Genomic DNA, 23,564 nt, shown 5'->3' with positions numbered 1-23,564 from the left:
TGATATGCGAATTACATATGACAGATAAAAAACAATTAAATAGTTTCATATGAATAGTAAAAATACAAAAAGCGTCCTGCATCAAATGTGGACTGCTAAAGGAGCGGTATTGATGATTTTTATGCTTTTTCTTTCTGCCAGCACTTTCGCGCAGACGAAAAAACAGATCTCAGGAACCGTTTATGACAATACGGGTACGGTATTGCCGGGAGCTGCTATCATTGAAGTAGGAACAAAAAACGGAACTACAACAGATTTTGATGGTAAATTTAGTCTTCAGGTAGCCGTAGGAGGTGCAATTGAAGTTTCGTTTATCGGATCGACAACACAAAAAGTTCAAATTACAGGAAGTACTTCTAATCTTGAGGTGCGTTTGCAAAATGACGGATATACTTTAGCTGAAGTTCAGGTAGTTTCTGTAGGTTACGGAAAAGTGAAAAAATCAGATTTAACTGGAGCAATTTCTACAGTTGGAGCAGATGATTTAGTAAAAGGAACGATTTCTTCTACAGAACAGGTTTTACAAGGAAAAGTAGCAGGATTGAATATTATTCGTCCTTCTGGAGATCCAGCGGCAGGTTCTACAATCCGTCTTCGTGGAGGAACTTCTTTAACAGCTAGCAACAGTCCGTTAATTGTTGTGGATGGTATTGCAGGTGTTGATATTAACGTAGTTCAGCCTTCAGATATTAAATCGGTTGACGTTCTTAAAGATGCTTCGGCAACTGCAATTTATGGTTCTCGTGGAGCAAACGGGGTAATCATGATTACAACAAAATCTGGAACAAAAGGAGTTTCTGTAGTGTACAGCGGATTATCTAGTGTTGGATATGTTAATGATAATTTAGATTTATTATCTGCAAATCAATGGAGAGGTTATGTTCGTCAGAACGGAATTGCTGATGCAGTAGATTATGGCGCAAATACAAACTGGCAAAAAGCAATCGAGCAAACAGCAATTTCTCAGTCACATACTTTAAGCATCAATTCTGGAAAAGCAGACAGTGGTTTTAGAACTTCACTTTCTTACTTAAACAATGAAGGTGTTATTAAAAAATCTGGTTTAGAGAGATTAAGCGGAAATGTTAGTGCTTACCAATTTCTTGGAGATAACAAAGAAGTGAAATTTGATATGGGATTATTTGCAAACATTGACAAATGGCACCCAATCGATTACAGAATTTTTGAAAGAGCTTACAACTTAAACCCAACAATTCCGGTTTACGATGCAAATGGAGATTTTAGTGTTGTAACAGGAAACCTTTACCAAAATCCAGTTGAGATTTTAACCAACAGAACTTTTGACAACGAAAGACACAGACTTTTAGGTTATTTTAAAACTGATGTTAAATTCTTAAATGACTTTACTGCAACAGCAAATATTTCGTTAGAGCATAATGCTGTAAAAGGAGGAACTTATAAACCATCTTATGCTGTTATGGAAGGACAGACTGAAGGCGGTTTTGCACAAAGAACGTATGCAGAATACACAAATGCACAAGGAGAGCTTTATGTAAATTATAGCAAAATTATTGATAAACATAATATTAGCGCTTTGGCTGGTTATTCTTATCTTGAAAATATCTATGAAGGTTTTGGAGCACAAAGAGGCGGATTTGTAACAGATGCTTTTAGCTACAATAATTTAGGAGCTGGTTACAATTATCGTTTAAGCGATGTGTATTCATACAAAGGAAAATCAAATTTAGTTTCTTTTTATGCTCGTGCTAACTACGGTTACGATGGCAAGTATTTATTGACAGCAACTGTAAGACGTGACGGATCTAGCCGTTTTGGAGAAAATAATAAATGGGGAACTTTTCCATCTGCTTCTGCTGCTTGGAGAGTTTCTAACGAAGAATTCATGGAATCTTCAAAAGGATGGTTAGACAACTTAAAATTAAGAGTAGGTTGGGGGATCACAGGAAACCAAGATGGAATTGGTGAGTACAAATCACTTTCTATCTTAGGAGTTGGAAACGATAGTTACTACGATCCAGTTACTAAAACTTGGAGTTTGGCTTATTCTCCAAAACAAAACCCAAATCCTGATTTGAAATGGGAGTCTACAGAACAAATTAACGTTGGTTTCGATTTTGGTCTTTTCAACAGAATTACAGGATCTTTTGAATGGTATTCTAAAACAACAAAAGATTTATTATACACTTACGAAGTGCCTCAACCACCATATTTAGTGGGAACAATGTTGGCAAACGTTGGAGAAATGTCAAACAAAGGGGTAGAGTTAACTTTGAATGCTGACATTATAAGAGGAGATAAATTCAATTGGAATGCTAATTTAACTCTTGGACATAACGTTCAGAAAATTGAAAAACTTTCTAACCCAACTTATAAAACAGATGTTATCTACAGCGGATCGCTTCATGGCTTAGCAGGTATGTCTGGACAATATTCTCAAATTATTGCCGAAGGATATCCTGTTGGAACTTTCTGGGGATTCAAAAACGCAGGTTTAGATCCTAACGGAAAAATACAGTATTACAATGCTGCAGGACAAGTAGTAGATGAAAGCGCTTTGGTTGATGCAGACAAAACAGATTTAGGAAACATTCAGCCAGATTTGACATTAGGTATCGGAATGAATTTTACATACGGAAATTTTGATCTTGGACTTTCAGGATACGGAATGTTTGGACAAAAAGCTTTAAATGCTACAAATATGATGTTGAATGATCCAACTAGATTGCCAGCTTATAATGTGCCAGATGCTTTCTTAAGCAGCGGTATTACTTCTGCGCCAAAGTATTCTGATTACTGGATCGAAGATGCTTCTTTCTTCAGACTTCAGACCTTAACTTTTGGTTATACTTTACCATTGAAATACAAAAAATCTAAAGTTAGAATGTATGTAATGGGCGAAAACTTATTTGTAATTACAGGTTACAAAGGTGTAGATCCAGAGATTGGTTTAAATGCTCAGGACGGAATCGGTCAGACTGGAGTAATGGATCAAACTGGTTTGGCAGCTCCTGGAATTGACAGATACAACAATTATCCTCGACCAACTACTATTTCTGTTGGATTAAATTTTACGCTGAATAACTAAGCGAATTGATAACCAAAAAATATTAACAATGAAAATCAAAATAACAGCAGCAATACTTTTAAGCATGCTTTTTACAGTATCTTGTACTGATTTGGACGAGCAGCTGTATGATCAGGTAGAAGATGGAAATTTCGGAAATACAACCAAAGAAGTTGATGCGCTGGTAGGTGGGGCTTATTCTTCTTTAAGAGGATTCTCCGATGCAATCTCTAATAATTTTCCAACTTGCGAATATGTTTTCTTTTTGAATGAAGTAGTTTCAGACGAAGCTACAATTCCGACAAGAGGCACAAACTGGTACGATGGAGGGCAATACCAAGATGCGCAAAAACATACTTGGAAATCAGATAATAGAATGATTCTTTCGGCTTGGCGTTACAACTATACCGGAATCGCTAAAATCAACGCAATTATCTATCAAATCAATAAATCGTCTCTTAGCGATAAATCGAAAGAACCGATTTTTGCCGAATTAAAAGCGCTTAGAGCCTATTACTATTACAATCTTTTAGATCTATTCGGAAATGTGCCAATTGTAACCAATTTTGAAGATACAGATCTTCCGACAAATTCAACAAGAAAACAAGTGTATGATTTTGTTGAAAAAGAATTGACAGACGCTATTCCGTTTTTAAATCCAAATGTGGTGTATTCTAAAATGACTAGAAATGTTGCATATTCTATTTTGGCTAGATTGTATCTTAATTCAGAAGCGTTTATCGGTCAGCCACGTTGGCAAGATTGTATCAATATGTGCCAAAAGGTTACAGGATACAGCTTGACACCAGATTTCTTTTCGAATTTCGTAACAGAAAATCAGACTTCGCCAGAAATTATCTTTGCGATTCCTTACGATTCAAAAGCAGGAACAGTTGGAAACTACATGAATTCAATGTCTTGCCATTACAGTCAAAATCTAGCTATTTCTGCAATCCCAAATAATTATCCTTGGAGTGCAAACGGAATGTGCGCACAGCCAGGAGTTTATTCTTCTTTTGCAGATACAGACAAAAGAAAAAAATGTATGCTAGAAGGCGATCAGATCAATCTTGCGACAGGAAGTGTCATTATTATGGGTAATGGAGATCCTCTTACTTATACAGAGAACCTAACAAGTCTTGAAGATGCAAAAGAAAATGAAGGTGTTCGTTTGCATAAATATGAAATGAAAGCAGGAGAACAATGGGAACGTGATCACGATTTTGTTTTAATTCGTTACTCAGAAATCTTAATGATGCAGGCAGAATGTTACGTTCGTTTAGGTTCGCCAGATTTAGCTAGACCATTTGTACAGCAAGTTGCGTCTCGTGCAGGTGAAGAATTGCCAACAACAATTGACCTTAAATTTATAGATCAAGAGTTATTGAAAGAATTCACATTTGAAGGAAGAAGAAGAACAGACAATATTCGTTTTGGAACATTCTTCGAGCCATGGTGGTCAAAAGGCACAACGGAAAAATACAGAGCAATTTTCCCAATTCCGAGTACTGTTTTAACTACTAATAAAAATCTAAAACAAAATCCTGGGTATCCAAATTAGGTTACTAGAATGTCAGTCTTCCATGTTGGTTAGTCGTGGAAGGCTGGCATGTTTTTAAAAGTTGCATTAAATAGATCTACAGTGCTTAAAATATATTTAACACATAGAAACATAGATTTTTATGTGTAAAAAGGAGAAGGAAAGAAACTAGTTTCTCACACATAGCTATGTGTATTTATATAAGTGAAACGCCTTTTTCTAAGTTTCAAAAGCTATGTTTCTATGTGTTTAAATTATTAAGTCTAAACAAAACAGTACATCAATATGAAAAGATATATCACATCGTTGGTTTTTGGCTTGATGAGCATTGTGATGGTTGCTGGATGCAGCAGCGATGACAAAGGCTCAGACCAACCAGTAGAACCAGAGAAAACAGACCCTGTTGCGATTGAGAAAACCAACAGCACCAAAATTTATATGCATTACATGCCATGGTTTGAAACCAACGAAAGCAGTGCCGATAAAAAATGGGGATATCATTGGACAATGGCAAACAAAAATCCGAACAACGTAGGAGCAAACGGCCGAAGAGAAATTGCATCGTACTATTATCCACTGATTGGCCCTTATCACTCAGGCGATAAAAATGTGATTGAAAATCATTTATTGTTGATGAAATATTCAGGAATTGATGGAATTCTGATTGATTGGTACGGCACTTACGATGTAAATGATTACGGAATGATCAAAGAAAATACAGATCAGCTTATTGAAATGCTGGATAAAGTAGGTTTAGAATATGCCATTGTATACGAAGATCGATTCTTGACAAATGTTGTCAATGCAGGAAAAGCAATTTCGGTAACCGGTGCAGCAAAAACAGATTTGGCTTATGTAGAAAAGAATTATTTTTCTGATGCTAATTATATCAAGATTAATGGCAAACCGCTGTTAATGAATTTTGGACCAATTGTTCTAAAGACCCCAGCTGAATGGACAAATGTCTTTAATACCTTGACAGCAAAACCTACTTTCTTGACACTTTGGGATCATTCTTCAATGGCAGGAGAAAATGCCTCAGGAGAATATGCTTGGGTATACAAAGACAACACTTATCTGACTAATTTTTATACCAACACCAAACCAAAATTAGGTGTGGCAATGGGAAGTGCTTATCCAGGTTTTAAAGATTTTTATGCAGCAGGCGGAGGTGGAGCAGCGATTGGATGGACAATAGAACATAACAATGGAGTGACACTTGATGAAACTTTGACTTTAGCAAAAAACGCCAATGTAAATTATCTGCAGCTGATTACATGGAATGATTTCGGAGAGGGAACTATGATTGAACCAACAGTTGAATTTGGATATTCTTTTGTCGAAAAAATAAAAGCTTTCGCTGGAGTAAAAAATACTGAAAGCGTATTTCCAGATATCAGCAAATTGTATGATTTACGCGTACAGAAAAAAGGAAATGTCGAGATCCAGAAAAAACTTGACCAAGCGTTTAATTATTTTGTTTCGATGCAGCCAGCAAAAGCAAAACAAATAATAAGCGAAATAAAATAGAGCTGTAATTAATACAATTTAAATAATGAAAAACAGAAAATATAGATACTGTCTTGTGGCTTTAGCATCAATGCTGGTTATGGCCTGCGGTACTAAAAAAACGTATAAAATCAGTTCTCCAGAAAAAATCTCTGAATTAACTTTTGAATTGACTCCTTCAGGACAGCCTCAATACAGTTTTTCTTCTAACGGAAAATCGGTTATTGAGCCGTCTCTTATGGGATTTGAATTTCAAGGTTTGGCTAAAATGACAGACGGTTTTGAAGTGGTTTCTACAGAAGAAAAAGCGGCAGATGAAACTTGGGAACAGCCTTGGGGCGAATTCAAAAAAGTAAGAGATCATCATAACGAACTGATTGTTCATTTAAAAGAAGCAAAAGGAGAGGAGCGTTTGGTTGATATCATTTTTAGGGTTTTTGATGATGGTGTTGGATTTCGTTACGAATTTCCAAAACAGCCTAATTTAGGAAAAGTGAAAATCTCTAACGAAGTGACGCAATTTACTTTTAAAGATAATAACGACGTTTGGTGGATTCCTGTTCATCGTGAAAACAGCTATTACGAAAGTGAATATCGCAAGACGTTAATGAGTAAAACCGATACAATTAATACTCCGGCGACTTTTGAAACCAAAGACAAATTGTATGTAGCCATTCACGAAGCGAACCTAACAGATTTTGCTTCAATGACGCTTTTAAAAACTACAGACAAACAATACAAAAGTGATTTGGTGCCATGGGCAGATGGTGTAAAAGTATATGCCGAAACACCTTTTAAAACGCCTTGGAGAACTATTGTTGTGGGGAAAAATCCTGGAGAAGTAGCAACTTCGACTATTATGTTAAATTTAAATGAGCCTTCAAAAATTGAAGATTTATCTTGGATTACACCTTCAAAATATATCGGAATCTGGTGGGGAATGCATTTAGAAAAATACACTTGGGGACAAGGTCCAAAACATGGAGCAACAACCAAAAACACAAAAGAATATATTGATTTTGCTGCCAAAAATGGTTTTGACGGAGTTTTAGTTGAAGGCTGGAATGAAGGCTGGGATGGCGATTGGACAGCAGACGGTTCTGCGTTTAGTTTTGTAAAAGCCTATCCAGATTTTAATTTGGAAGAAATCACCAAATATGCTGCCATAAAAAATGTTCGTTTAATTGGACATCACGAAACGGCTGGAGCAACCAAAAATTATGAAAGCCAATTGGAAGATGCTTTCAAATTGTATCAGAAAATGGGAGTAAACTCGGTTAAAACGGGTTACGTAAACAAATATTTGGATAAAAAAGAATGGCATGATAGCCAATATGGAGCACGTCATTACAGAAAAGTAATCGAAACGGCTGCTAAATATCATATCATGATTGATAACCACGAACCAATGAAGGGAACAGGTTTACAACGTACGTATCCAAACTTTATGTCACAAGAAGGCGGAAGAGGACAAGAATATAATGCATGGTCTGTAGATGGAGGAAATACACCAGAGCATTTAACAACTTTACCTTTTACAAGAATGCTTTCTGGTCCATTTGATTACACTCCGGGGAATTTCAATTTTGATTACAAAACTCCATCAGGAGCAAAAGTTCAGACCACTTTGGCAAATCAATTGGCATTATATGTTATTATTTTCAGTCCGTTGCAAATGGCTTCAGATTTACCTGAAAATTACGAAGGAAAGCCAGAGTTTCAATTCGTAAAAGATGTTCCGTGCACTTGGTCTGATACTAAAGTTTTAGATTCTAAAATTGGAGAATACACTACAATTGCACGTAAAGACTGGGACGAGAAAAATTGGTACTTAGGTTCAATCACAAATAGAAATGCAAGAGACTTAAAAGTTGCTTTGTCATTTTTAGATAAAGACAAAGAATACGAAGCAGAAATCTATGCTGATGGAGAAGCAGCAAATTATAAAACCAATCCATATCCAGTTACAATCTCTAAACAAAAAGTAAACAGCAAAACTGTTCTAGATATCAAATTGGCAGCTGGAGGAGGAACAGCAGTAAAATTCTCTCCAATCGAAAAATAGGTTTTTAAGATTCTAAGTTTCTAAGATGCTGAGAATCTAAGTTTTTGAGTTTTTGAGATATAAAGTTTTATTTTGAGTTAAGTAAGTTTAAGTTTGGTAATAAACCCGATAGCTGGAGAGTTATCGGGTTTGTTTTTTTGTTTCAAGTTTCAGGTTTCAGGTTTCAGGTTTCAAGTTGGAGAAGCTTGAGTATAGTTTTAACGCAGAGAGCGCAAAGTTTTTTCGCAAAGTTCGCAGAGGTTTTTTTAAGTGGATTTTGTGAGAATGCGAAGTTCACAAAGCTTTTGTGTGAAATTTTAATCTCGCAAAGGCGCAAAGAATATAAAAATCTTTGCGACTTTGCGTCTTTGCGAGAATATTTCGTTCAGTTAAAAAATCTTAGTGCTCTTTGCGGCAAAATTATGCTCATAGCTTTTTTTTATAAAGCTTTGAAATAAAAACTTTGCGGCTTCGCGTCTTTGCGAGAATATTTTGTTTAGCTAAAAACTTTAGGGTCTTAAAAATAAATTTTAAATATATTTTAAACGCAAAGTTCGCAAAGCTTTGTATAAAACCTTTGCTCCCGATAGCTATCGGGATTGCGTAATTCTTAGCGTTCTTAGCAGTTAAAAAAAACTCAGCACCTTAGTATCTTAGCATCTCAGGATCTTTACTTCGTAACTTTAACATGTTTTCCGAAAGTGTAGACCGCTGTAATCGTTGGACCATTATATCCCCATTTTAAGAAACCGTTTAAACGTTCTTGAACCGTATCTATTCTAAAGTTCAAACCGGTATAACCAGCAGTAAGACTAAAGTTGTCTACAACATTATATAAAACCGATAAATTATAGCTTATGATTCTACCATCGGTTTCGTCAATTTTTACGGCAAGATAATTTACATTGGCATATAATCCCCATCGTTTTCCAAGAACAAATTCTCCCCAAATTCCAACATCTGGCAGTGGAGCAGTAAAGTCAAAAGTATCATGATATTCTACACTTTGTGTATTAGCATTTAATTTTAGGCCTAAATCTGCAAAAAGAACATGCGCACCAATTAATAAACCAGCTTGATATTTAGGTTTCGATAAAATGGCATAACCATAAGCAATTCTAGCAATCTGTACATTAAAAGTACCACGAACACTTCCATTCACTGGATAAGTATGGTCTCCAAAATTTATATCTCTTTGCAGTGTTTTGGTTGCAGTTCTGTCTAGTACAAAATATTCAAAACCCAATCGTGATCTTTTGGAGATACGCCAATCAAATGTTCCTAAAAATGATGCAGTCGACTTAGAAAATCCTAAATCATTTTCAAGATCGATTTCAGTTCCTATATTTCCGTTATTGCCTTCAACTTTAACTTGAGTATTATTTACAGGAAAAAATCCACCGGCAGTAACTTTAAATTTTCTATTGTGCCAGGGCAGATCCTCTACACTATTATCTTGAAAATCGTCACTTTCAGTTTTTAGAGTTGTTGTTAAGTCTTCGTTTTTTGTGGTTTCAGCAACAGTTTGAGCGTTTAGCGGAATCCAAAGGAGCATCATTACCAAAAAAATAAATAATTGTTTCATCAGAGTAATTTTTAAGTTTTTATTAGGCAATATTTAACAATTAAAGTTAGTAAAAATAATCGTTCATTTTTCTTTTTTTATTCGAATTATTTTTAGAAACAAATTGGATATCAATAAAATAAGGAATTGTTAGAAAAAATAGTTGACATGTCACTCTTTTTTGTAATTTTGTCGCATGGAAATTAAACATACCGATAAAGAGAATTTTTCAAATTTTTGGAAAGAAGAAATATCAGATAGTTTCTTCTTTCAGATTCACCGTATAAAGCGAGCAATTTTCAGACGTACGAATGCGTTAATGAATGAAGCGGGAATTACATTACAGCTGGAACAATTGCCATTGTTGATGATTCTACACCATAAAAGTCTTTCGCAAAGAGAATTATCAGACAAAACAATGCGCGACAAATCGTCTATTTTAAGAAGCATTACAGCACTAGAAAAAAAGAAATTGGTTGAGGTGGTAAAAGACAAAATGGACAAGCGAAAAAACATTGTAAGTCTTACAAGTGAAGGAATCACATTGGCTAAAAGCATTCGATCCCTGATGAAAAGGGCAGAAGAGGAAGTCATGTCTGTCTTTTCTCCAAAAGAAAGAATAGAAGCGTTGAATGCTGTGAGATCGTATGCAGACAAACTAGAAACGCTTTAATTTTTTTTAAACTTTAAAAGTTGATATGTCAACTGATTTTTAAATTATTATTTTGAATAAATGAAAAAAAATGAATTGTTAGAAGGGCCAATCCTTTCTTCATTATTAAAATTAGCAGTCCCAATTATGATTGCTAATCTTTTACAAGCCGCATATCAGTTGGTAGATGCTTTTTGGGTAGGACGTTTGGGCGGAGATGCTGTTGCAGCAGTTTCGATAAGTACGCCTGTAATATTTTTAACCATTGCTTTAGGAACCGGATTGGCTATTGCAGGTTCTATTTTAATTGCACAATATTTTGGAGCGGGAAACCAAAAAATGGTCAATCACGTGGCAGCGCAGACTTTGTCGATGGTGATTATTGTCTCTGTTGTCTTGTCGATTATCGGATATATTTTGAGTCCATACTTTCTGTACTTACTAAAGGTAGAACCAACGGTTTATGTTGATGCGTTAGGATTTATGCGTGTCGCGTTTGTTGGTTTGGTTTTTAGTTTTGGATTTATGATTTTTCAGTCGATTATGCGAGGTGTTGGACGCGTAACCTTGCCTGTTTATATAGTTTTAGGAACCGTTATTTTGAATTTTGCGCTAGATCCGTTATTTATTTACGGATGGAATTTCATTCCGGCATTAGGCGTAAAAGGTGCAGCTTTGGCCACTTTATTTACACAGCTTTTGGCAATCATAATCGGATTTGCGATTCTGTTTAGAGGAAAACACGGAATCCATCTTCGCATTTCCGATTTTAAACCAGATTACAAACATATAAAAAGAGCATTCGAAATTGGTTTTCCGTCTTCCATCGAACAATCCATGCGTGCTTTGGGAATGATGGCGATTACATTTTTGATTGTTCGTTTCGGTACATTGACAGTCGCTTCTTACGGTGCTGGTTCCAATTTGATTCAGCTGATTTTGATTCCAGCTTTGGGTTTATCCATGGCTATTGCAACTCTGGTTGGACAAAATATTGGAGCAGGAAATGTTACTCGTGCTGCTGAAATTTCAAAACTAGGGGCCTATTTAGGTTTCGGATTATTGACAGGTCTCGGAATTATAGCTTTTATATTCGCACCTTATTTAATTGCTTTTTTCGTTCCAAATGATCAAGCAGTTATCGAAGGAGGAACAGAACTGTTGAGAATCACTTGTCTTTCTTGGGGATTTTTAGGTTTACAGCTTTGTTTGACAGGTGTTTTTCGCGCGGTTGGAAATACCAAATTACCCATGATTCTAACTTTGATTTCGCAATGGGTAATACAATTTCCATTGGCTTATATTTTGTCTCATAATACTTCTTTGGGAAAAATTGGAATCTGGTGGGCTTTTCCGATTGCTTCTGTTGTAACAGCTTTAATCACAATCGCAATATATGCAAAAGGCGATTGGAAGAAAGAGAGATTGACCGGAAAAACGAATAAATTAATTGATAAAGTTGAAAGTGAAATTGTGAAGGAGGGGTTTGATATTTCTAAGTAAAGGTTCTAAGATTCTAAGGTTCTGAGGTTCTAAGTTTTTTCTGTAGAGATGCACTGCAGTGCAACTAACGAAAGATTAGCAGATTAGGGATATGCTGCATTTGAGACGTACTGCAGTGCGTCTTTACGGAAATTCTTTGTCGATTAGCTTTATTGAATGACTAAATTTTCGGAAACTTGTTTTGAAACCGTAATTGCGTGAGGGATGGGAATAAGCTGCCGAAGCAGCATGGACAGCCCGACAGCATTATAAAAAAAGGGCGAATATGCGTTGCTATTATTTGCCCTTTTTTTATAATGGTGGCACGCCCAGATTATTTTACTTTTTAATTTTCTAAATATATTTTTATGAAAGCCAAAATAAATTTTAAGTACATTAGTATCTCAGAACCTTAGCAACTCTAAAAAATGACTAAAAATCTAAAGCGTTATTTCATAAAATCTATTATTGTACTAGCCTTAATTCATTTAGCTTACTTTTTATACGGTTATTTTACTTTTGAAGGGATTAAAAATATTGATATCTACACTGAATTTTACCGTTTTAAATTTTATGATGACGTTTCGATTTCGCACTTTTTCGTAAGCGGATTGTTTTTACTCCTCTTTTTGATTTTTCTAATTCGCAATCATTCGAGAGAAAATTATAAAGGTGGCAATCTTTTTAAAATTGCCGTTTGTCTGCTGTTGATTTCGTTTTTGACTTTTTCGTTTTTCATTAGTTATAGTTTTGGAATGAATGCGAAACTGAAATCAGAGTTGTCTGAAAATGATTTTAATAAGGATAAAAAACTGCTGAATGTTTTAAATCCGTTTTTGTATGGATATACTTCTTACAGTTCTGAGAAACTGTTCAATTACGAGAACATTCTATATCCAAAGCCTTATCCTGTAATTCAACAAGAAGATACAATTGTGCCAGGCGAATATGCGATCACAGAAACTAGCTATTACAGCATTGATACTATAAAGGCTCTAACAAGCACTTTTGACAAAACGACAAATAAAGCAGATAGTATTTTTGATATTCTTGGTTTTGAGAAAGAAGAATTACATAAAAGAATTATCTCAAAAACAGTTTTAGGAGACAGCACAGAAATTATTTTTAAGGGTGCACAAGTGCGTCCAGAACATGAAAGTGATATTTGTATTTTCTTGGAAAACAAATCTTTATTCAGTCCAGTTCAAGGAGATTCTATTGATAAACAAAGGTATCAAGCCGCTGTAGATCGTTATAAATTACTTTACAATTCTAAAAAAGATTCATTAACATATACTTTTCAGAAATTGGACACGATCTTAAAGAAATACAATATAGAAACAAACGTGATTCCGAAGTTGTTGACTCAAGATGTATACCATTATAGAGATAATAAAGATGAACCACTTAACGGAATTAGAAATACTTTTGATAGAAAAGCTTTAACAGAAAAATTTAAAACTTTAAATAAGTTATTTTACGAGCCTAATTATCTGCACCCGAATATTATTGCAATTTATTTTGCTGTGATTGTTGCGGTTTGGGCTGTATTGTTTTTGTTTTATATCCTTTTCAATAAGAAAAAAGTTCAATAACAATGTCAAATTTCATATTTCAATGACAAATTCAAAAATCAAAGCATAATTGAAAATTGTTATTTGAATTTGGAATTTAGAATTTGGAATTTGATTTTTACTATACCCTGTGGTAATCTGCTTTCCAGTGTACAATTGCTTTTTTGATAGCATCTCCGGTTAGATTGTTTTTTAAAACATCTTCTATAAGCGGAATCAATTCGTTATCTGGTGCAAAACGCAAAGCAAATATTTGGTCGTCTGTAAGTTTGTATTCAAATTCTTCGAATCTTTTGCCTGTTAAAGTAAAATAACGATAACGCATTTCTAGACGTATAATTCTGTTTTGTAGCGTTAATGCGTAGTGTTGTCGTAGCATATAAGCCAGTGCAAAAAGAAATACAAAAGCTACGCTGATGAATGCCCATATTAAATGATCTTCTGTTGTAATACTCAAATAAATGCTTGCAATTAAGAATAAAATTAAAACAGGATAATAGATAAAATGGTGTGGGGTATAAAATCGTATATGATTATAATATGTCTGGATTTTCATGTTTTTATCTTTAAATGGCAGCCTATAAAAACAAAACTACTCTATATTTCTATAGAGTAGCTTTTTCCCAAAAATAAACTAACATAACCAATGTTCTCTTTATAGACTAAACTTTTTACAGTTTGCTTTGTAAATTTTAATAAGAAGAAAGCCTTTTCATTTCGCTAATCAAATCTTCAGTATGGCTTATTTTTCTTTGATGTAAAATTAGATCGAGAGCAGTTGTTTTTTGTTATACTTTAAACGGAAAAAGTTACATGATTCCAATATTTGCATTTTAATTATATAAAATACTGAACTTTACAATAAGTTTTTAATGACGTTCCATTCGTTTAATTTATCTTGAAAAGCCTTACCAGCATTGGCAGGACTTGTCGATGGAAGTGTGAATGTTCTATATTCTTTTTTTAAATGAACATACTTTTTAAAAAATGCGGCAGCTTTCTGTCCGTTAAAAAGAATGTTTTCTATTTGAGGATGAGTTTCTAAGAAATTTTCAAAATCATTTGCGATTTCATTCTTTATAGCGCTATCCAAGCTTCCAACGCGTTCGCAAAATTGTAAGACATCCCAGAGTGCGATGCCGTTTTTAATTAATAAGCTTTTTCGTATTTCGTAATCATTAGAAAACTCTTCTCCCAAAATCTGAAACATAAATTTCCAAAAGTTATTCTGGTTGTGACCATAATATTGATTGAGTTCTAAAGATTTTGTTCCAGGCATTGTGCCTAAAATTAGAATTTTAGAGTTGGAAGAACTTATTGGAGCAAACGAAAAACTTTTCATACTTACTTTCTTAAAAGAGTTGTGATATATGTTAAAATAACCATTTATAAGGAATTATAAAACAAAACCAAAAAATTATATAACACTTTTGGTTGGTCTTTAAACGAACTTTGATTTTCAGATTTCTAGAAATAATCTGTTTAGCAAATTATAATTTTAAATCCGGAGAACCATGAAAGTAGTTACTATAAATACAGAAAAAACTAAAAATATATTTGATGAACTTCAGACTAGTTTTGGCGGAAAGGTGACTTTTGATTTAGAGGAGTATACACTTGCAGTAGAAAATAGTTTTGCCGAAGGCTCTATTATTGGGGCTTCATTTGCAGACAATATCTCATACGTTCAGTTTGATATGACATTTTCTATAGATGTTAGGTTGGACATTCTAAATGTAAAATCCTCGCCAATTTATTTTGCTTATTGTTCTAAAGGAAATCTTTCGCACAGTTTTGGATTGAATGGAGAAGAACGAAAACTGAAAACTTTTCAGACTGCCATTGTAACATCAAAAAACAGCGAGGACAATGTTTTATTTTTCGAAAAAGGAAAAAAAACAAAGCTGACTTTAATTATTGTCGGAACTCAGATTGATGCTGCGAGTCAGACGCATTCTTTAAACCAACAAGTAAAAGATACTTTTTTTGAGAATAATCAGGTTGCGGATTTCTTCTATATCGGATCATATAATTTGCAGATTGCAGAAAAAATAGAGCAGCTTAATTCGATTACTCAAACCGGAATTGTTAGAAATCTACTGAAAGAAGGAATTATGAGAATTATTCTGGCCATGGAAATTCAACAGCATTCAGACGATTTGCATGCTTTTGCAAACGAAGCAAACGGATTAACGGTAAGGGAGTTGGAAGAAGTAAAGGATCTTTCTGAATTTATAAAATCAAATCCAGAAGAAGCTTTTTCAATTAAATCTTTGAGTAAAAAATCGGGTCTTTCTCCAAACAAACTTCAGGAAGGTTTCAAAATGATTCACAATCGCACAGTCAATGATTACATTACGCATATGAGAGTTCTAAAAGCTGAAATCCTGATTAGAACCTCAGATCTAAATATTTCTGAAATCGTGTATTGCATCGGTTTTACAAGCAGAAGTTATTTCTCCAAAATTTTCAAACAAAAATTCAACTGCAGCCCAAAAGAGTATAAGTTTAATTTGAATTCTCTAGCAATTACTGCGTAATTGAGGTGCAAAGGTACAGAGTTACAAAGGTGTAAAGTTTTTTATAGTAAAGTAATGTAGTTAGCTATTAAGCAATATATATTTAAAGACTAAGATTCATAAATCTTAGTCTTTTTTTTGAAGAAAAACTTTGAACCTCTGCATCTTTGAAACTTTGTACCCAAAAAAAACTTTTGCAAAAAGATTTTTTTATACATTTGCATAACTAGTTATATAATTAATTATTTGTTATGGAATTTTTTGATAAAGTTGGAAAATCGGCACTAGGAAGCCGTTTACGTTTAATGACTGCTGTTGTTACTGATGATGCTGCGAAAATATATGAATTGTATGGAGTTGATTTTGTGCCGAAATGGTTCCCAGTATTTTATACATTGGCCGAAGAGCGTGAAATTACAATCACTGAAATAGCCAATGAAATTGGACATTCGCAGCCTTCTGTCAGTAAAATTATTCAGGAAATGATTGGTGCTGGACTAATTGAAGAAAGCGCAAAAACAGAGGATAAAAGAAAGAATAATGTTGTTCTTACCGAAAAAGGAATTTTGATTTCGAAGAAAATCAAACAGCAGTTGGAAGATATTGATGTTGCAATTGAAGGAATAATTGCTGAAAGCAAACATAATCTATGGGCAGCATTGGAAGAGTGGGAATTTTTATTGGAGCAAAAATCTTTAATTAAAAGAGTTAGCGAACAAAAGAAAAAGAGAGAAAGCAAAGACGTAAAAATAGTTGACTATAAGCCAGAGTATCAGGAAGCTTTTAGAGCGCTGAACGTAGAATGGATTTCGACTTATTTTGAAATGGAAGAAGCTGATTATAAAGCATTGGACAATCCTGAAGAATATATTTTGAAAAAGGGAGGAAAAATTCTTGTGGCTTTGTATGAAAATGAACCTGTTGGAGTTTGTGCTTTAATTAAAATGAATAATTCTGAATATGATTTTGAGATGGCAAAAATGGCCGTTTCTCCAAAAGCACAAGGTAAAAGCATAGGCTGGCTTTTAGGAAAAGCAATTGCCGAGAAAGCAAAAGAACTCGGTGCTAAGAAAATATATTTAGAAAGTAACACGATCTTAAAACCCGCGATAAATCTATATTATAAACTAGGTTTCGAAAAAGTTTTTGGTCTCGAAACGCCTTATAAAAGATGTAATATTCAGATGGAGTTAGTTCTTTAAATAAGTTGCTAAGGTTCTGAGTTACTAAGATTCTAAGTTTTTTTCTCAGAAACTTAGAATCTTAGCATCTTAGTATCTTTCTAACGTCCAAATCGATAATACTCCAAATCTGTATTTTTTTTGTTGTGAAGTGAATCTAGGATAGAATTCATTGCGAGAACGCTGAAGGTAATTCCGTTTCCACCGAAGCCTAGAATGTAATGTTCGTTTTTCCTCGGATTTGGTTTTCCGAAGTAGGGAAGCCCATCTTTAGTTTCACCGAAAGTTCCTGCCCAGGAATAGTCAATTTTGAAATCTAGATCAGGAAATCGTTTATAAAATTGTTTTAAAAGATATTGCTCTTTTTTAGGCAGTAACTTATCGCGTTTATTTGTGTCTTTAAAATCTTCATCTCCGCCGCCCATTATAATGCGATTATCTTCTGTCGTTCTTATATAGTGGTAAGGAGAAGCAGTATCCCAAAATATAGAATGCCTGAAATTTTCTGGAAGATCAGGCTGACTTTCAGAAGTAATAACGTAAGTGCTTTTTAAATCGACAACCTTCTCTTTTAGCGTTTCTGTGCTTTCGTAGCCTGTGCAATGAATAATATGGTCGGCCGTAATAACATGTTTTGAGCCTGTAGTGGCAATAATTTTACCTTTTTGATGCTGTATGGAAGCAATATTCGTACGATCAAAAATAGGCATGCCTTTTTCATGGCAATGGAATAGAAGATCGCTTGCAAGTTTGAAAGGGTCCATAACTGCCGCCGTTTTAGATTCTATTCCTGCAATGGCATTCAATCCCATTTTTTGCAATTCTGATCTGCCCAGCCAGCTGATTTCAAAACCATGCTGTTTTCTAGCTTTAAATTCATTTTTTAAATAAGGCACATCCTTTTTTAAAGTAGTAAAATGAATGCTTTTTTTGAATTCAAAACCACAATCGCAGCCGACTTCATCGATGATATTTCTAAGATCAAAAATAGCTTTTTTTCCATTTTGATAACTGTCTACGGCACATCTTGTGCCACGAAGTTTGATGAGCTGATGCAATGGAACATCAATTTCGTACTGTAGTAAAGCGGTGCTTCCAGAAGTGCTTCCGCCACAGACATCGCGACGGTCTACAAGAACAATTTTTTTTCCTTCGTTTAGTAATTTATAAGCGGTTAAAGCGCCTGTAATGCCACCGCCAATTATTAAAATGTCGGCGTTAATATCGGAATCTATGGAAGGATAACTTTGTTTTATGGCATTTTTTAGTGGCCAATAGGTTTCGGTAGAGCTCAATTTCATTTTTTGGTTATTTTTTTAGAGGTGTTTTTGGTAGTTTTTTTGATGTTATCTGGTTTTATATTTTTTTCTTTTTTTCGATTATGAAGTTCATTTGCTTCGGCAATTGAATGTGAAGTTCTTATGCTTAGATCTTTTTTTGCCAATTGGCTTAAATGATGATAGTATTTCTGGATAATGATCATTTCTTCTTCAGTCATGCTTTCAATATCGACAAGACTGTTACTCGACTGTTCATTTGATGCCACGAGTTCATTTAGTTTTAACTGAATGGCAAGCGAATCTTTATTTTGTGCTTTTTGAATTAAAAAAACCATTAAAAAAGTAATAATGGTAGTTCCTGTATTGATGACCAATTGCCAGGTTTCTGAATAATCGAAAATAGGTCCAGAAGCAGCCCAGACCACAACAAGAAGAAAGGCACCAATAAAAGCTGGAGTACTTCCTGCAGCTTTTGAAACTTTTGTAGCAAACTTTTCGAATGCACTGCTTTTATGTTGAGATTGAGAATTCATTATTTCTTTGTTTTGGGTTTGCTTACTTTTTCTTCTCGAATAACTTTATTGTTTTTTTCGTCATAGACAGCGGGATTGATTTCTTGTCCTGTTTTGCTGAATATTTTAATTTTTGGAGCTTCGTGCGTTCCAGTAATTACAATCGGAAAACCAATGATTCCGAAAAGCGGAAGTCCTAAACGCATTCTTAAATCCAAAAGTCCATCAAAGCTTGTAGTTCCTTTAATAGTTGGCCTAAAACTGGCCACACTAAAGGTAAATGGCTCAATATTTATAAGATTCTTATCTATTGTCGATTTAATTTCAATTCCTTTCATATCAGGATTATTCAAACCGCTTTGTCCCGTTTTAGAGCTGATTCCGTCAAAAAGTTTCAGCCCTTTAATTTTCACATCGCGTAAATTAATGGTTCCGCCACCTTGCATAGATTCATAAATGGGCCCCATATTGCCGTTCAAATCTCCCTTTACTTTATAGTCGACAGAAATGATTCCGTGTGCTTTTTCAGCTGCAGAAACCATGTCATGAAACATCGGAATTTCTTTGTAAGCTCTCTGAACATCAAAGTCTTTAGCCGTAAAATGAGCATCATAATGTGCAGAGGTCGGAGACTCGTCTTTATACAATGCATTAATACCTAAAACACAGTCAATAATACTAAAGGTAACATTTTCTAAGTAAAATCCTTCTTTTTTTATTCCTATTTTTCCGTTTAATTTGTTAAATATCAATTTATTGTACTCTATTTTGTCTGCATTTGCATTTAAACTGACATTTAAGTTTTTCGGAATAATAACAACACCGCTCATTTTAGGATGATCTTCTTTGGCATATTCTACTTCGATGTTACGATCTTTATTTTCACCTTCTTCAAGCGCCATAAATTCGTCCACATTAATCAGTTTTGATTTTAAGTTGAAATTACCGCTCAAAGTTCCTTTTGATTCTAAGAAATAATTGATGGTATTGAGCAGATAGCCATTGATATCAAAATCTGATTTTCCGTAGGAAGCATTAAATTTTTCAAACCACATTTTTTCGTTCTGAAAACGGAAATGTCCTTCTTTGATAAAGAAAGCTTTCGGAAACAATTCTGAAGTTGCTTTTATATTTTTTAGCAATAATGTCCCTTTATTATCCAGTTTATCATATTGTCCGGTTGTGGCATAACTTTGTTTTCCTTTTAACGAAAGATCAGCTTTGGCATAACCGGTTAAATCCAAACCTTTTTGCGAGAATACCTGATAGATTCTGCCCACATTCAGTTCTCCTTTAATTTTGGCATTATAAGCCAAATCGCTAAAATCGGATAATGTGGCATTGACATAAACCGGATTTCCTTCAAAAACAAAAGATGCAGGTGCCACGGCAACAATCAAATCTTGATACGTTCCTGCTTTATTCAGCATATTGGCTATAAAAGTGATATTGGTAATAGGATTTGGATAATATTTTGTTTTAAGCCAACCATTTCGGAGTGAAATTCCGCCAATAGTTTTTGGGAACAGTTTTTTTGAAGTGCTAAAAAGCCCTTTTGCCTGAATATTGGTTTTTAAAATCCCTTTTAGATCGATATTTTCTAGTCCTAGAGCAGCATCGACTACAGCAAGGTCTAGTGCGCCTTTCACGCTTGCATTAATCGACATTTCGCTTAGACCTTTGCTGTGTAGATAAGCATTAAAGTAATCTTTTTCGCCCACCTTAAATTTCAAGGTTCTCAAATTAACCAGCAATTGTTCGGTGTCCAGAGACGGAAGCATCGCATTCAAATCCATTTTAAAATCGGTTAAAGGAACTGGCGCATTCTTATAGTTTACTGAACCTTCGTTGATTTTTAAATTGAAAGCTAAATTTGGTTTTTGTTTTTTCTGAACGTTATAATCTCCTTTGAAAGTAAGCAGTAAATCACTTCTTCCCGAAATCTCTGTTCTTTCTAGCCAGGTTAAATATTCTGGTGGCATTACAGAAAGTAAATCTTTCACGGTTGTATTTTCTGAAGCTGCTTTTATATTGATTTTGTATCCATCTCTTAAAATGGAAAATAAACCAGTAAATTTTAAAGGCAGTTTATTGATGTGTAGTTCATTTTTTTGAAGAATAAAGGTAAGCGCATGCGTATTAATGCGGGTAATTAAATCGGCGCTCACTTTTTTTCGTCTCAAATAGCCTGTTCGATCGTAAAAGAAATCCAGATTATCAATTTTGGCATCGGTTGCGAGATCAAAAATATCGTCGCTTAGATTTCCTTTTCCGATATAATTAAAACCTTTTGCATCAATCAGAATCTTTGCCGAACGATCATTATATTTTACATGGCAGTTTTGTAGATCAATACGCTCTAGTCGAATTGCAGTTCCTTCTTCTGGAGCATTCGGGTCTTCTTTTTTGTCTCTGTCTTCTGGGGCAACATATATATTATAATTGGCTTGACCTTTTTGGTTGACCATTATATTTATTAAAGCATCAGAAACATAAAGTTTATTGATTTTTACTTCATTGTCAAAAAGCAATCTCTTAATATCAATTCCAAAAGCAACCTGATCAGCGCTTAATAAAGTATCATTATTAAAAGGTTTAGAACCTGTTAAAGACAAATCATCTAAAGCTACCGTTAATGAAGGAAAATGTGTAAAGAATGATAGTTTAGATTTGGTAAATTCCAATTTTGTATCCAGACGTTCATTGGCAATTTTCTTCACTTCCGAAGCGATTTTTCCAGGAAAAAGCAACGGAATAATAAACAGCAAAAACAAAATCACCACAATCGTAATTCCAGTAATTTTTAAAACTTTTAAGGCGGTATGTTTGATTGAACTAGGCATATAATTTTAATTGTGAATTGTGAATTGTGAATTGTGAATTGTGATATGCTGGATTTGGATTTTTCTTCGTGCCTGTCCTTTGACTTCGCTCAGGAAGACATAAAATTAGAATTGGAATTTGGCATTTTAAAAATTTGGAATTTAATTTTTAGTTTCTGCTTTTTTAGCTTCTTCCTGTTTTTGCTCTTCTTGCTTTTGTTCCTCTTGCTTCTCTTTTCTTTCCTCTTGCTTCTCCTTTTTCTCTTTCTCTTTTTTCTTGAAGTAGCCTCTGAATAGGAAATTGCTTTTTGCGGCTTCCATGTTTTCACTAAACCCTTTTGTTCCCGTTTCTAGATTAGAAAGTGTATTCGAAACGCTATTAGCCATTTTATCATCTTTTACCAATCTTGCTAGAGCGCCGTTTCCGTTGTTCATGCTATGACTGAAAATGGCTATTTCATCTGAAATTACGCCAATATTGTCAACGCTTTTCTTCACGCTTTTCATGATGTCTTGCATTTCAATTCCGTCAACAGAGGCAATATGTCCGTTATCGTCAATAATTTTATTGGATTTGGCTCCTGGTGTAATAGTCAGTACTTTGTCGCCCATTAAACCGTCTGAACCAATACTAGCGGTGGCATCGGTTTTAATAAATTCTCGAACATCTTCTTTCATTACCAAAACCACAACAACAGTTGAGTCGTTTTTTAGCTGAATTTGTTCTACAGTTCCAACATTAATTCCGGAAAAACGAACATTGTTTCCGACTTCTAAACCGCTAACTGTTTTAAATTGAGAAGTAATATGAAAGGTTGAACCGAAAAGGTTTTGCTGTTTTCCGATAAAATATACAGCCAGAATAAAGAGCAGTAAACCTATCGTTACAAACATTCCCAATTTCCAAGTATATCCAGATTGCTTTTCCATGATTTCTAATTAATTAAGAGTTATGAGTTATGTGTTTATGGTTAATTGTTGATTATGAGTTTAATTATATTTTATTGTTAGAGTTTACAGCGTATAACTCATAACTAATGACTCATAACTCAAATCGTTTATTCAAAGAATGAGCGTACCCATTCGTCTTCGTCTTTTTCTAATTCTTCGTAGGTTCCTTCGGCATGAATTACACCATCTTTTAAAACTACAATTCGATCGGCCGTCAATTTTGCGCAAGCCATATCGTGGGTAATAATAATCGATGAGGTTTTTTGTTTGTGCTTGATATCCAGAATCAATTCGCTAATTTCTCTGGATGTTATCGTGTCCAAACCCGTTGTAGGTTCGTCGTACAAAATGATTTCTGGTTTTAAAATTAGCGTGCGCGCCAGACCAATTCTTTTTTTCATTCCTCCCGAAAGTTCAGAAGGCATTTTGTCTATCGCATCTGCTAGACCAACATTTTCCAGCGCTTCCATTACTTCATTTTCGACTTCTTGACTACTCAAATCACGTTTGTGTTTGGTCAAGGTAAAAGCCAGATTTTCTCTAACGGACATCGAATCGTAAAGTGCTCCACTTTGAAACAAAAATCCAATTCGGACTCTAATTTCATTCAGCTCGCTTTTGGATATATTCAAAACGTTTTCATCAAAAACTTTAATTTCGCCTTTGTCAGGTTCGATCAATCCAACTATACATTTAATCGTTACCGATTTTCCCGATCCTGAACGTCCTAAAACCACTAAATCTTCGCCTTTGTTCAAAGTGAGATTTACGCCTTTTAAAACAGCATTGTCTTTACCAAAAGTTTTATGCAGATCTTTAATCTCGATAATCGGAGTCTGATCTTTTTCTTTTGTTTTAGGTTCTTTATGTAATTTTTCCTTTTCCATT

The 23,564-nt window shown here is 34.4% G+C and carries 17 protein-coding genes; 9 read left to right on the top strand and 8 right to left on the bottom strand.

What is annotated here, in order from left to right:
• Positions 1 to 49 precede the first annotated feature (49 nt).
• The 4 genes from PQ463_RS09780 (at position 50) to PQ463_RS09765 (ending at position 8,160) form a co-directional block, all read left to right on the top strand.
• Positions 50 to 3,067: a SusC/RagA family TonB-linked outer membrane protein gene (locus PQ463_RS09780; protein ID WP_274257575.1), complete on the top strand. Its 3,018-nt coding sequence runs from the start codon at positions 50 to 52 to the stop codon at positions 3,065 to 3,067.
• A 28-nt stretch (positions 3,068 to 3,095) separates the two neighbouring features.
• Positions 3,096 to 4,607 carry a RagB/SusD family nutrient uptake outer membrane protein gene (locus tag PQ463_RS09775; protein ID WP_274257574.1) on the top strand — a complete coding sequence of 504 codons (1,512 nt, stop codon included), beginning with the start codon at positions 3,096 to 3,098 and terminating at the stop codon, positions 4,605 to 4,607.
• A 264-nt stretch (positions 4,608 to 4,871) separates the two neighbouring features.
• Positions 4,872 to 6,116: a glycoside hydrolase family 99 protein gene (locus PQ463_RS09770; protein WP_274257573.1), complete on the top strand. Its 1,245-nt coding sequence runs from the start codon at positions 4,872 to 4,874 to the stop codon at positions 6,114 to 6,116.
• A gap of 25 nt (positions 6,117 to 6,141) precedes the next feature.
• Positions 6,142 to 8,160 (top strand): glycoside hydrolase family 97 protein, encoded by a 2,019-nt coding sequence (locus PQ463_RS09765; RefSeq protein WP_274257572.1) that lies wholly within the window; start codon positions 6,142 to 6,144, stop codon positions 8,158 to 8,160.
• Between the two features lie 649 nt (positions 8,161 to 8,809).
• On the opposite strand, the gene PQ463_RS09760 is transcribed toward PQ463_RS09765, so the two are convergent.
• Positions 8,810 to 9,724: a hypothetical protein gene (locus tag PQ463_RS09760; RefSeq protein ID WP_274257571.1), complete on the bottom strand. Its 915-nt coding sequence runs from the start codon at positions 9,722 to 9,724 to the stop codon at positions 8,810 to 8,812.
• 175 nt (positions 9,725 to 9,899) lie between these two features.
• Between PQ463_RS09760 and PQ463_RS09755 the strand changes: the two genes are divergently transcribed.
• From PQ463_RS09755 to PQ463_RS09745, 3 genes are all read left to right on the top strand, one after another.
• Positions 9,900 to 10,376: a MarR family winged helix-turn-helix transcriptional regulator gene (locus PQ463_RS09755; protein ID WP_274257570.1), complete on the top strand. Its 477-nt coding sequence runs from the start codon at positions 9,900 to 9,902 to the stop codon at positions 10,374 to 10,376.
• 60 nt (positions 10,377 to 10,436) lie between these two features.
• Positions 10,437 to 11,858 carry an MATE family efflux transporter gene (locus PQ463_RS09750; protein ID WP_274257569.1) on the top strand — a complete coding sequence of 474 codons (1,422 nt, stop codon included), beginning with the start codon at positions 10,437 to 10,439 and terminating at the stop codon, positions 11,856 to 11,858.
• Positions 11,859 to 12,265: 407 nt separating this feature from the next.
• On the top strand, positions 12,266 to 13,432 hold the full coding sequence (locus PQ463_RS09745; RefSeq protein WP_274257568.1) for a hypothetical protein: 1,167 nt from the start codon (positions 12,266 to 12,268) through the stop codon (positions 13,430 to 13,432).
• Between the two features lie 100 nt (positions 13,433 to 13,532).
• Here PQ463_RS09745 and PQ463_RS09740 read toward each other — a convergent pair whose 3' ends face one another.
• Complete coding sequence (locus PQ463_RS09740; RefSeq protein ID WP_274257567.1) at positions 13,533 to 13,967, bottom strand: DUF6526 family protein; 435 nt, start codon at positions 13,965 to 13,967, stop codon at positions 13,533 to 13,535.
• A 300-nt stretch (positions 13,968 to 14,267) separates the two neighbouring features.
• Complete coding sequence (locus tag PQ463_RS09735) at positions 14,268 to 14,753, bottom strand: DNA-deoxyinosine glycosylase (RefSeq protein WP_274257566.1); 486 nt, start codon at positions 14,751 to 14,753, stop codon at positions 14,268 to 14,270.
• 172 nt (positions 14,754 to 14,925) lie between these two features.
• Here PQ463_RS09735 and PQ463_RS09730 point away from each other — a divergent pair, with 172 nt between their 5' ends.
• Together PQ463_RS09730 and PQ463_RS09725 are read left to right on the top strand one after the other, a co-directional pair.
• The gene (locus PQ463_RS09730; RefSeq protein ID WP_274257565.1) at positions 14,926 to 15,951 is read left to right on the top strand and encodes a helix-turn-helix domain-containing protein; all 1,026 of its coding nucleotides are present in this window, start codon (positions 14,926 to 14,928) and stop codon (positions 15,949 to 15,951) included.
• A 230-nt stretch (positions 15,952 to 16,181) separates the two neighbouring features.
• Positions 16,182 to 17,132: a bifunctional helix-turn-helix transcriptional regulator/GNAT family N-acetyltransferase gene (locus tag PQ463_RS09725; RefSeq protein ID WP_274257564.1), complete on the top strand. Its 951-nt coding sequence runs from the start codon at positions 16,182 to 16,184 to the stop codon at positions 17,130 to 17,132.
• Between the two features lie 80 nt (positions 17,133 to 17,212).
• Here the strand turns inward: PQ463_RS09725 and PQ463_RS09720 are convergent, their stop codons facing one another.
• From PQ463_RS09720 to PQ463_RS09700, 5 genes are all read right to left on the bottom strand, one after another.
• The gene (locus PQ463_RS09720; protein ID WP_274257563.1) at positions 17,213 to 18,412 is read right to left on the bottom strand and encodes an NAD(P)/FAD-dependent oxidoreductase; all 1,200 of its coding nucleotides are present in this window, start codon (positions 18,410 to 18,412) and stop codon (positions 17,213 to 17,215) included.
• Positions 18,409 to 18,924, bottom strand: coding sequence for a low affinity iron permease family protein (locus PQ463_RS09715; protein WP_111377166.1), 516 nt, complete (start codon positions 18,922 to 18,924; stop codon positions 18,409 to 18,411). The genes PQ463_RS09720 and PQ463_RS09715 overlap by 4 nt, the downstream gene beginning before the upstream one ends.
• Positions 18,924 to 21,746 carry an AsmA family protein gene (locus PQ463_RS09710; RefSeq protein ID WP_274257562.1) on the bottom strand — a complete coding sequence of 941 codons (2,823 nt, stop codon included), beginning with the start codon at positions 21,744 to 21,746 and terminating at the stop codon, positions 18,924 to 18,926. The genes PQ463_RS09715 and PQ463_RS09710 overlap by 1 nt, the downstream gene beginning before the upstream one ends.
• A gap of 141 nt (positions 21,747 to 21,887) precedes the next feature.
• Entirely contained in the window at positions 21,888 to 22,655 is a 768-nt protein-coding gene (locus PQ463_RS09705) for an MlaD family protein (RefSeq protein WP_274257561.1), read from the bottom strand.
• 128 nt (positions 22,656 to 22,783) lie between these two features.
• Positions 22,784 to 23,563, bottom strand: coding sequence for an ABC transporter ATP-binding protein (locus PQ463_RS09700; protein WP_274257560.1), 780 nt, complete (start codon positions 23,561 to 23,563; stop codon positions 22,784 to 22,786).
• Between the last annotated feature and the right edge of the window lies 1 nt (position 23,564).

The organism is Flavobacterium sp. KACC 22763 (assembly GCF_028736155.1).
In the GTDB taxonomy this organism is placed as follows: domain Bacteria; phylum Bacteroidota; class Bacteroidia; order Flavobacteriales; family Flavobacteriaceae; genus Flavobacterium.
The sequence above is the reverse complement of the archived record's forward strand: the minus strand, read 5'-3'. Positions and strand labels throughout refer to the sequence as shown.

Coding starts and splice junctions, on each gene's coding strand:
- PQ463_RS09705 (WP_274257561.1), bottom strand. CDS start 22,655: ATGGAAAAGCAATCTGGATATACTTGGAAATTGGGAATGTTTGTAACG.
- PQ463_RS09730 (WP_274257565.1), top strand. CDS start 14,926: ATGAAAGTAGTTACTATAAATACAGAAAAAACTAAAAATATATTTGAT.
- PQ463_RS09750 (WP_274257569.1), top strand. CDS start 10,437: ATGAAAAAAAATGAATTGTTAGAAGGGCCAATCCTTTCTTCATTATTA.
- PQ463_RS09780 (WP_274257575.1), top strand. CDS start 50: ATGAATAGTAAAAATACAAAAAGCGTCCTGCATCAAATGTGGACTGCT.
- PQ463_RS09740 (WP_274257567.1), bottom strand. CDS start 13,967: ATGAAAATCCAGACATATTATAATCATATACGATTTTATACCCCACAC.
- PQ463_RS09710 (WP_274257562.1), bottom strand. CDS start 21,746: ATGCCTAGTTCAATCAAACATACCGCCTTAAAAGTTTTAAAAATTACT.
- PQ463_RS09725 (WP_274257564.1), top strand. CDS start 16,182: ATGGAATTTTTTGATAAAGTTGGAAAATCGGCACTAGGAAGCCGTTTA.
- PQ463_RS09745 (WP_274257568.1), top strand. CDS start 12,266: ATGACTAAAAATCTAAAGCGTTATTTCATAAAATCTATTATTGTACTA.
- PQ463_RS09700 (WP_274257560.1), bottom strand. CDS start 23,563: ATGGAAAAGGAAAAATTACATAAAGAACCTAAAACAAAAGAAAAAGAT.
- PQ463_RS09755 (WP_274257570.1), top strand. CDS start 9,900: ATGGAAATTAAACATACCGATAAAGAGAATTTTTCAAATTTTTGGAAA.
- PQ463_RS09760 (WP_274257571.1), bottom strand. CDS start 9,724: ATGAAACAATTATTTATTTTTTTGGTAATGATGCTCCTTTGGATTCCG.
- PQ463_RS09720 (WP_274257563.1), bottom strand. CDS start 18,412: ATGAAATTGAGCTCTACCGAAACCTATTGGCCACTAAAAAATGCCATA.
- PQ463_RS09765 (WP_274257572.1), top strand. CDS start 6,142: ATGAAAAACAGAAAATATAGATACTGTCTTGTGGCTTTAGCATCAATG.
- PQ463_RS09770 (WP_274257573.1), top strand. CDS start 4,872: ATGAAAAGATATATCACATCGTTGGTTTTTGGCTTGATGAGCATTGTG.
- PQ463_RS09775 (WP_274257574.1), top strand. CDS start 3,096: ATGAAAATCAAAATAACAGCAGCAATACTTTTAAGCATGCTTTTTACA.
- PQ463_RS09715 (WP_111377166.1), bottom strand. CDS start 18,924: ATGAATTCTCAATCTCAACATAAAAGCAGTGCATTCGAAAAGTTTGCT.
- PQ463_RS09735 (WP_274257566.1), bottom strand. CDS start 14,753: ATGAAAAGTTTTTCGTTTGCTCCAATAAGTTCTTCCAACTCTAAAATT.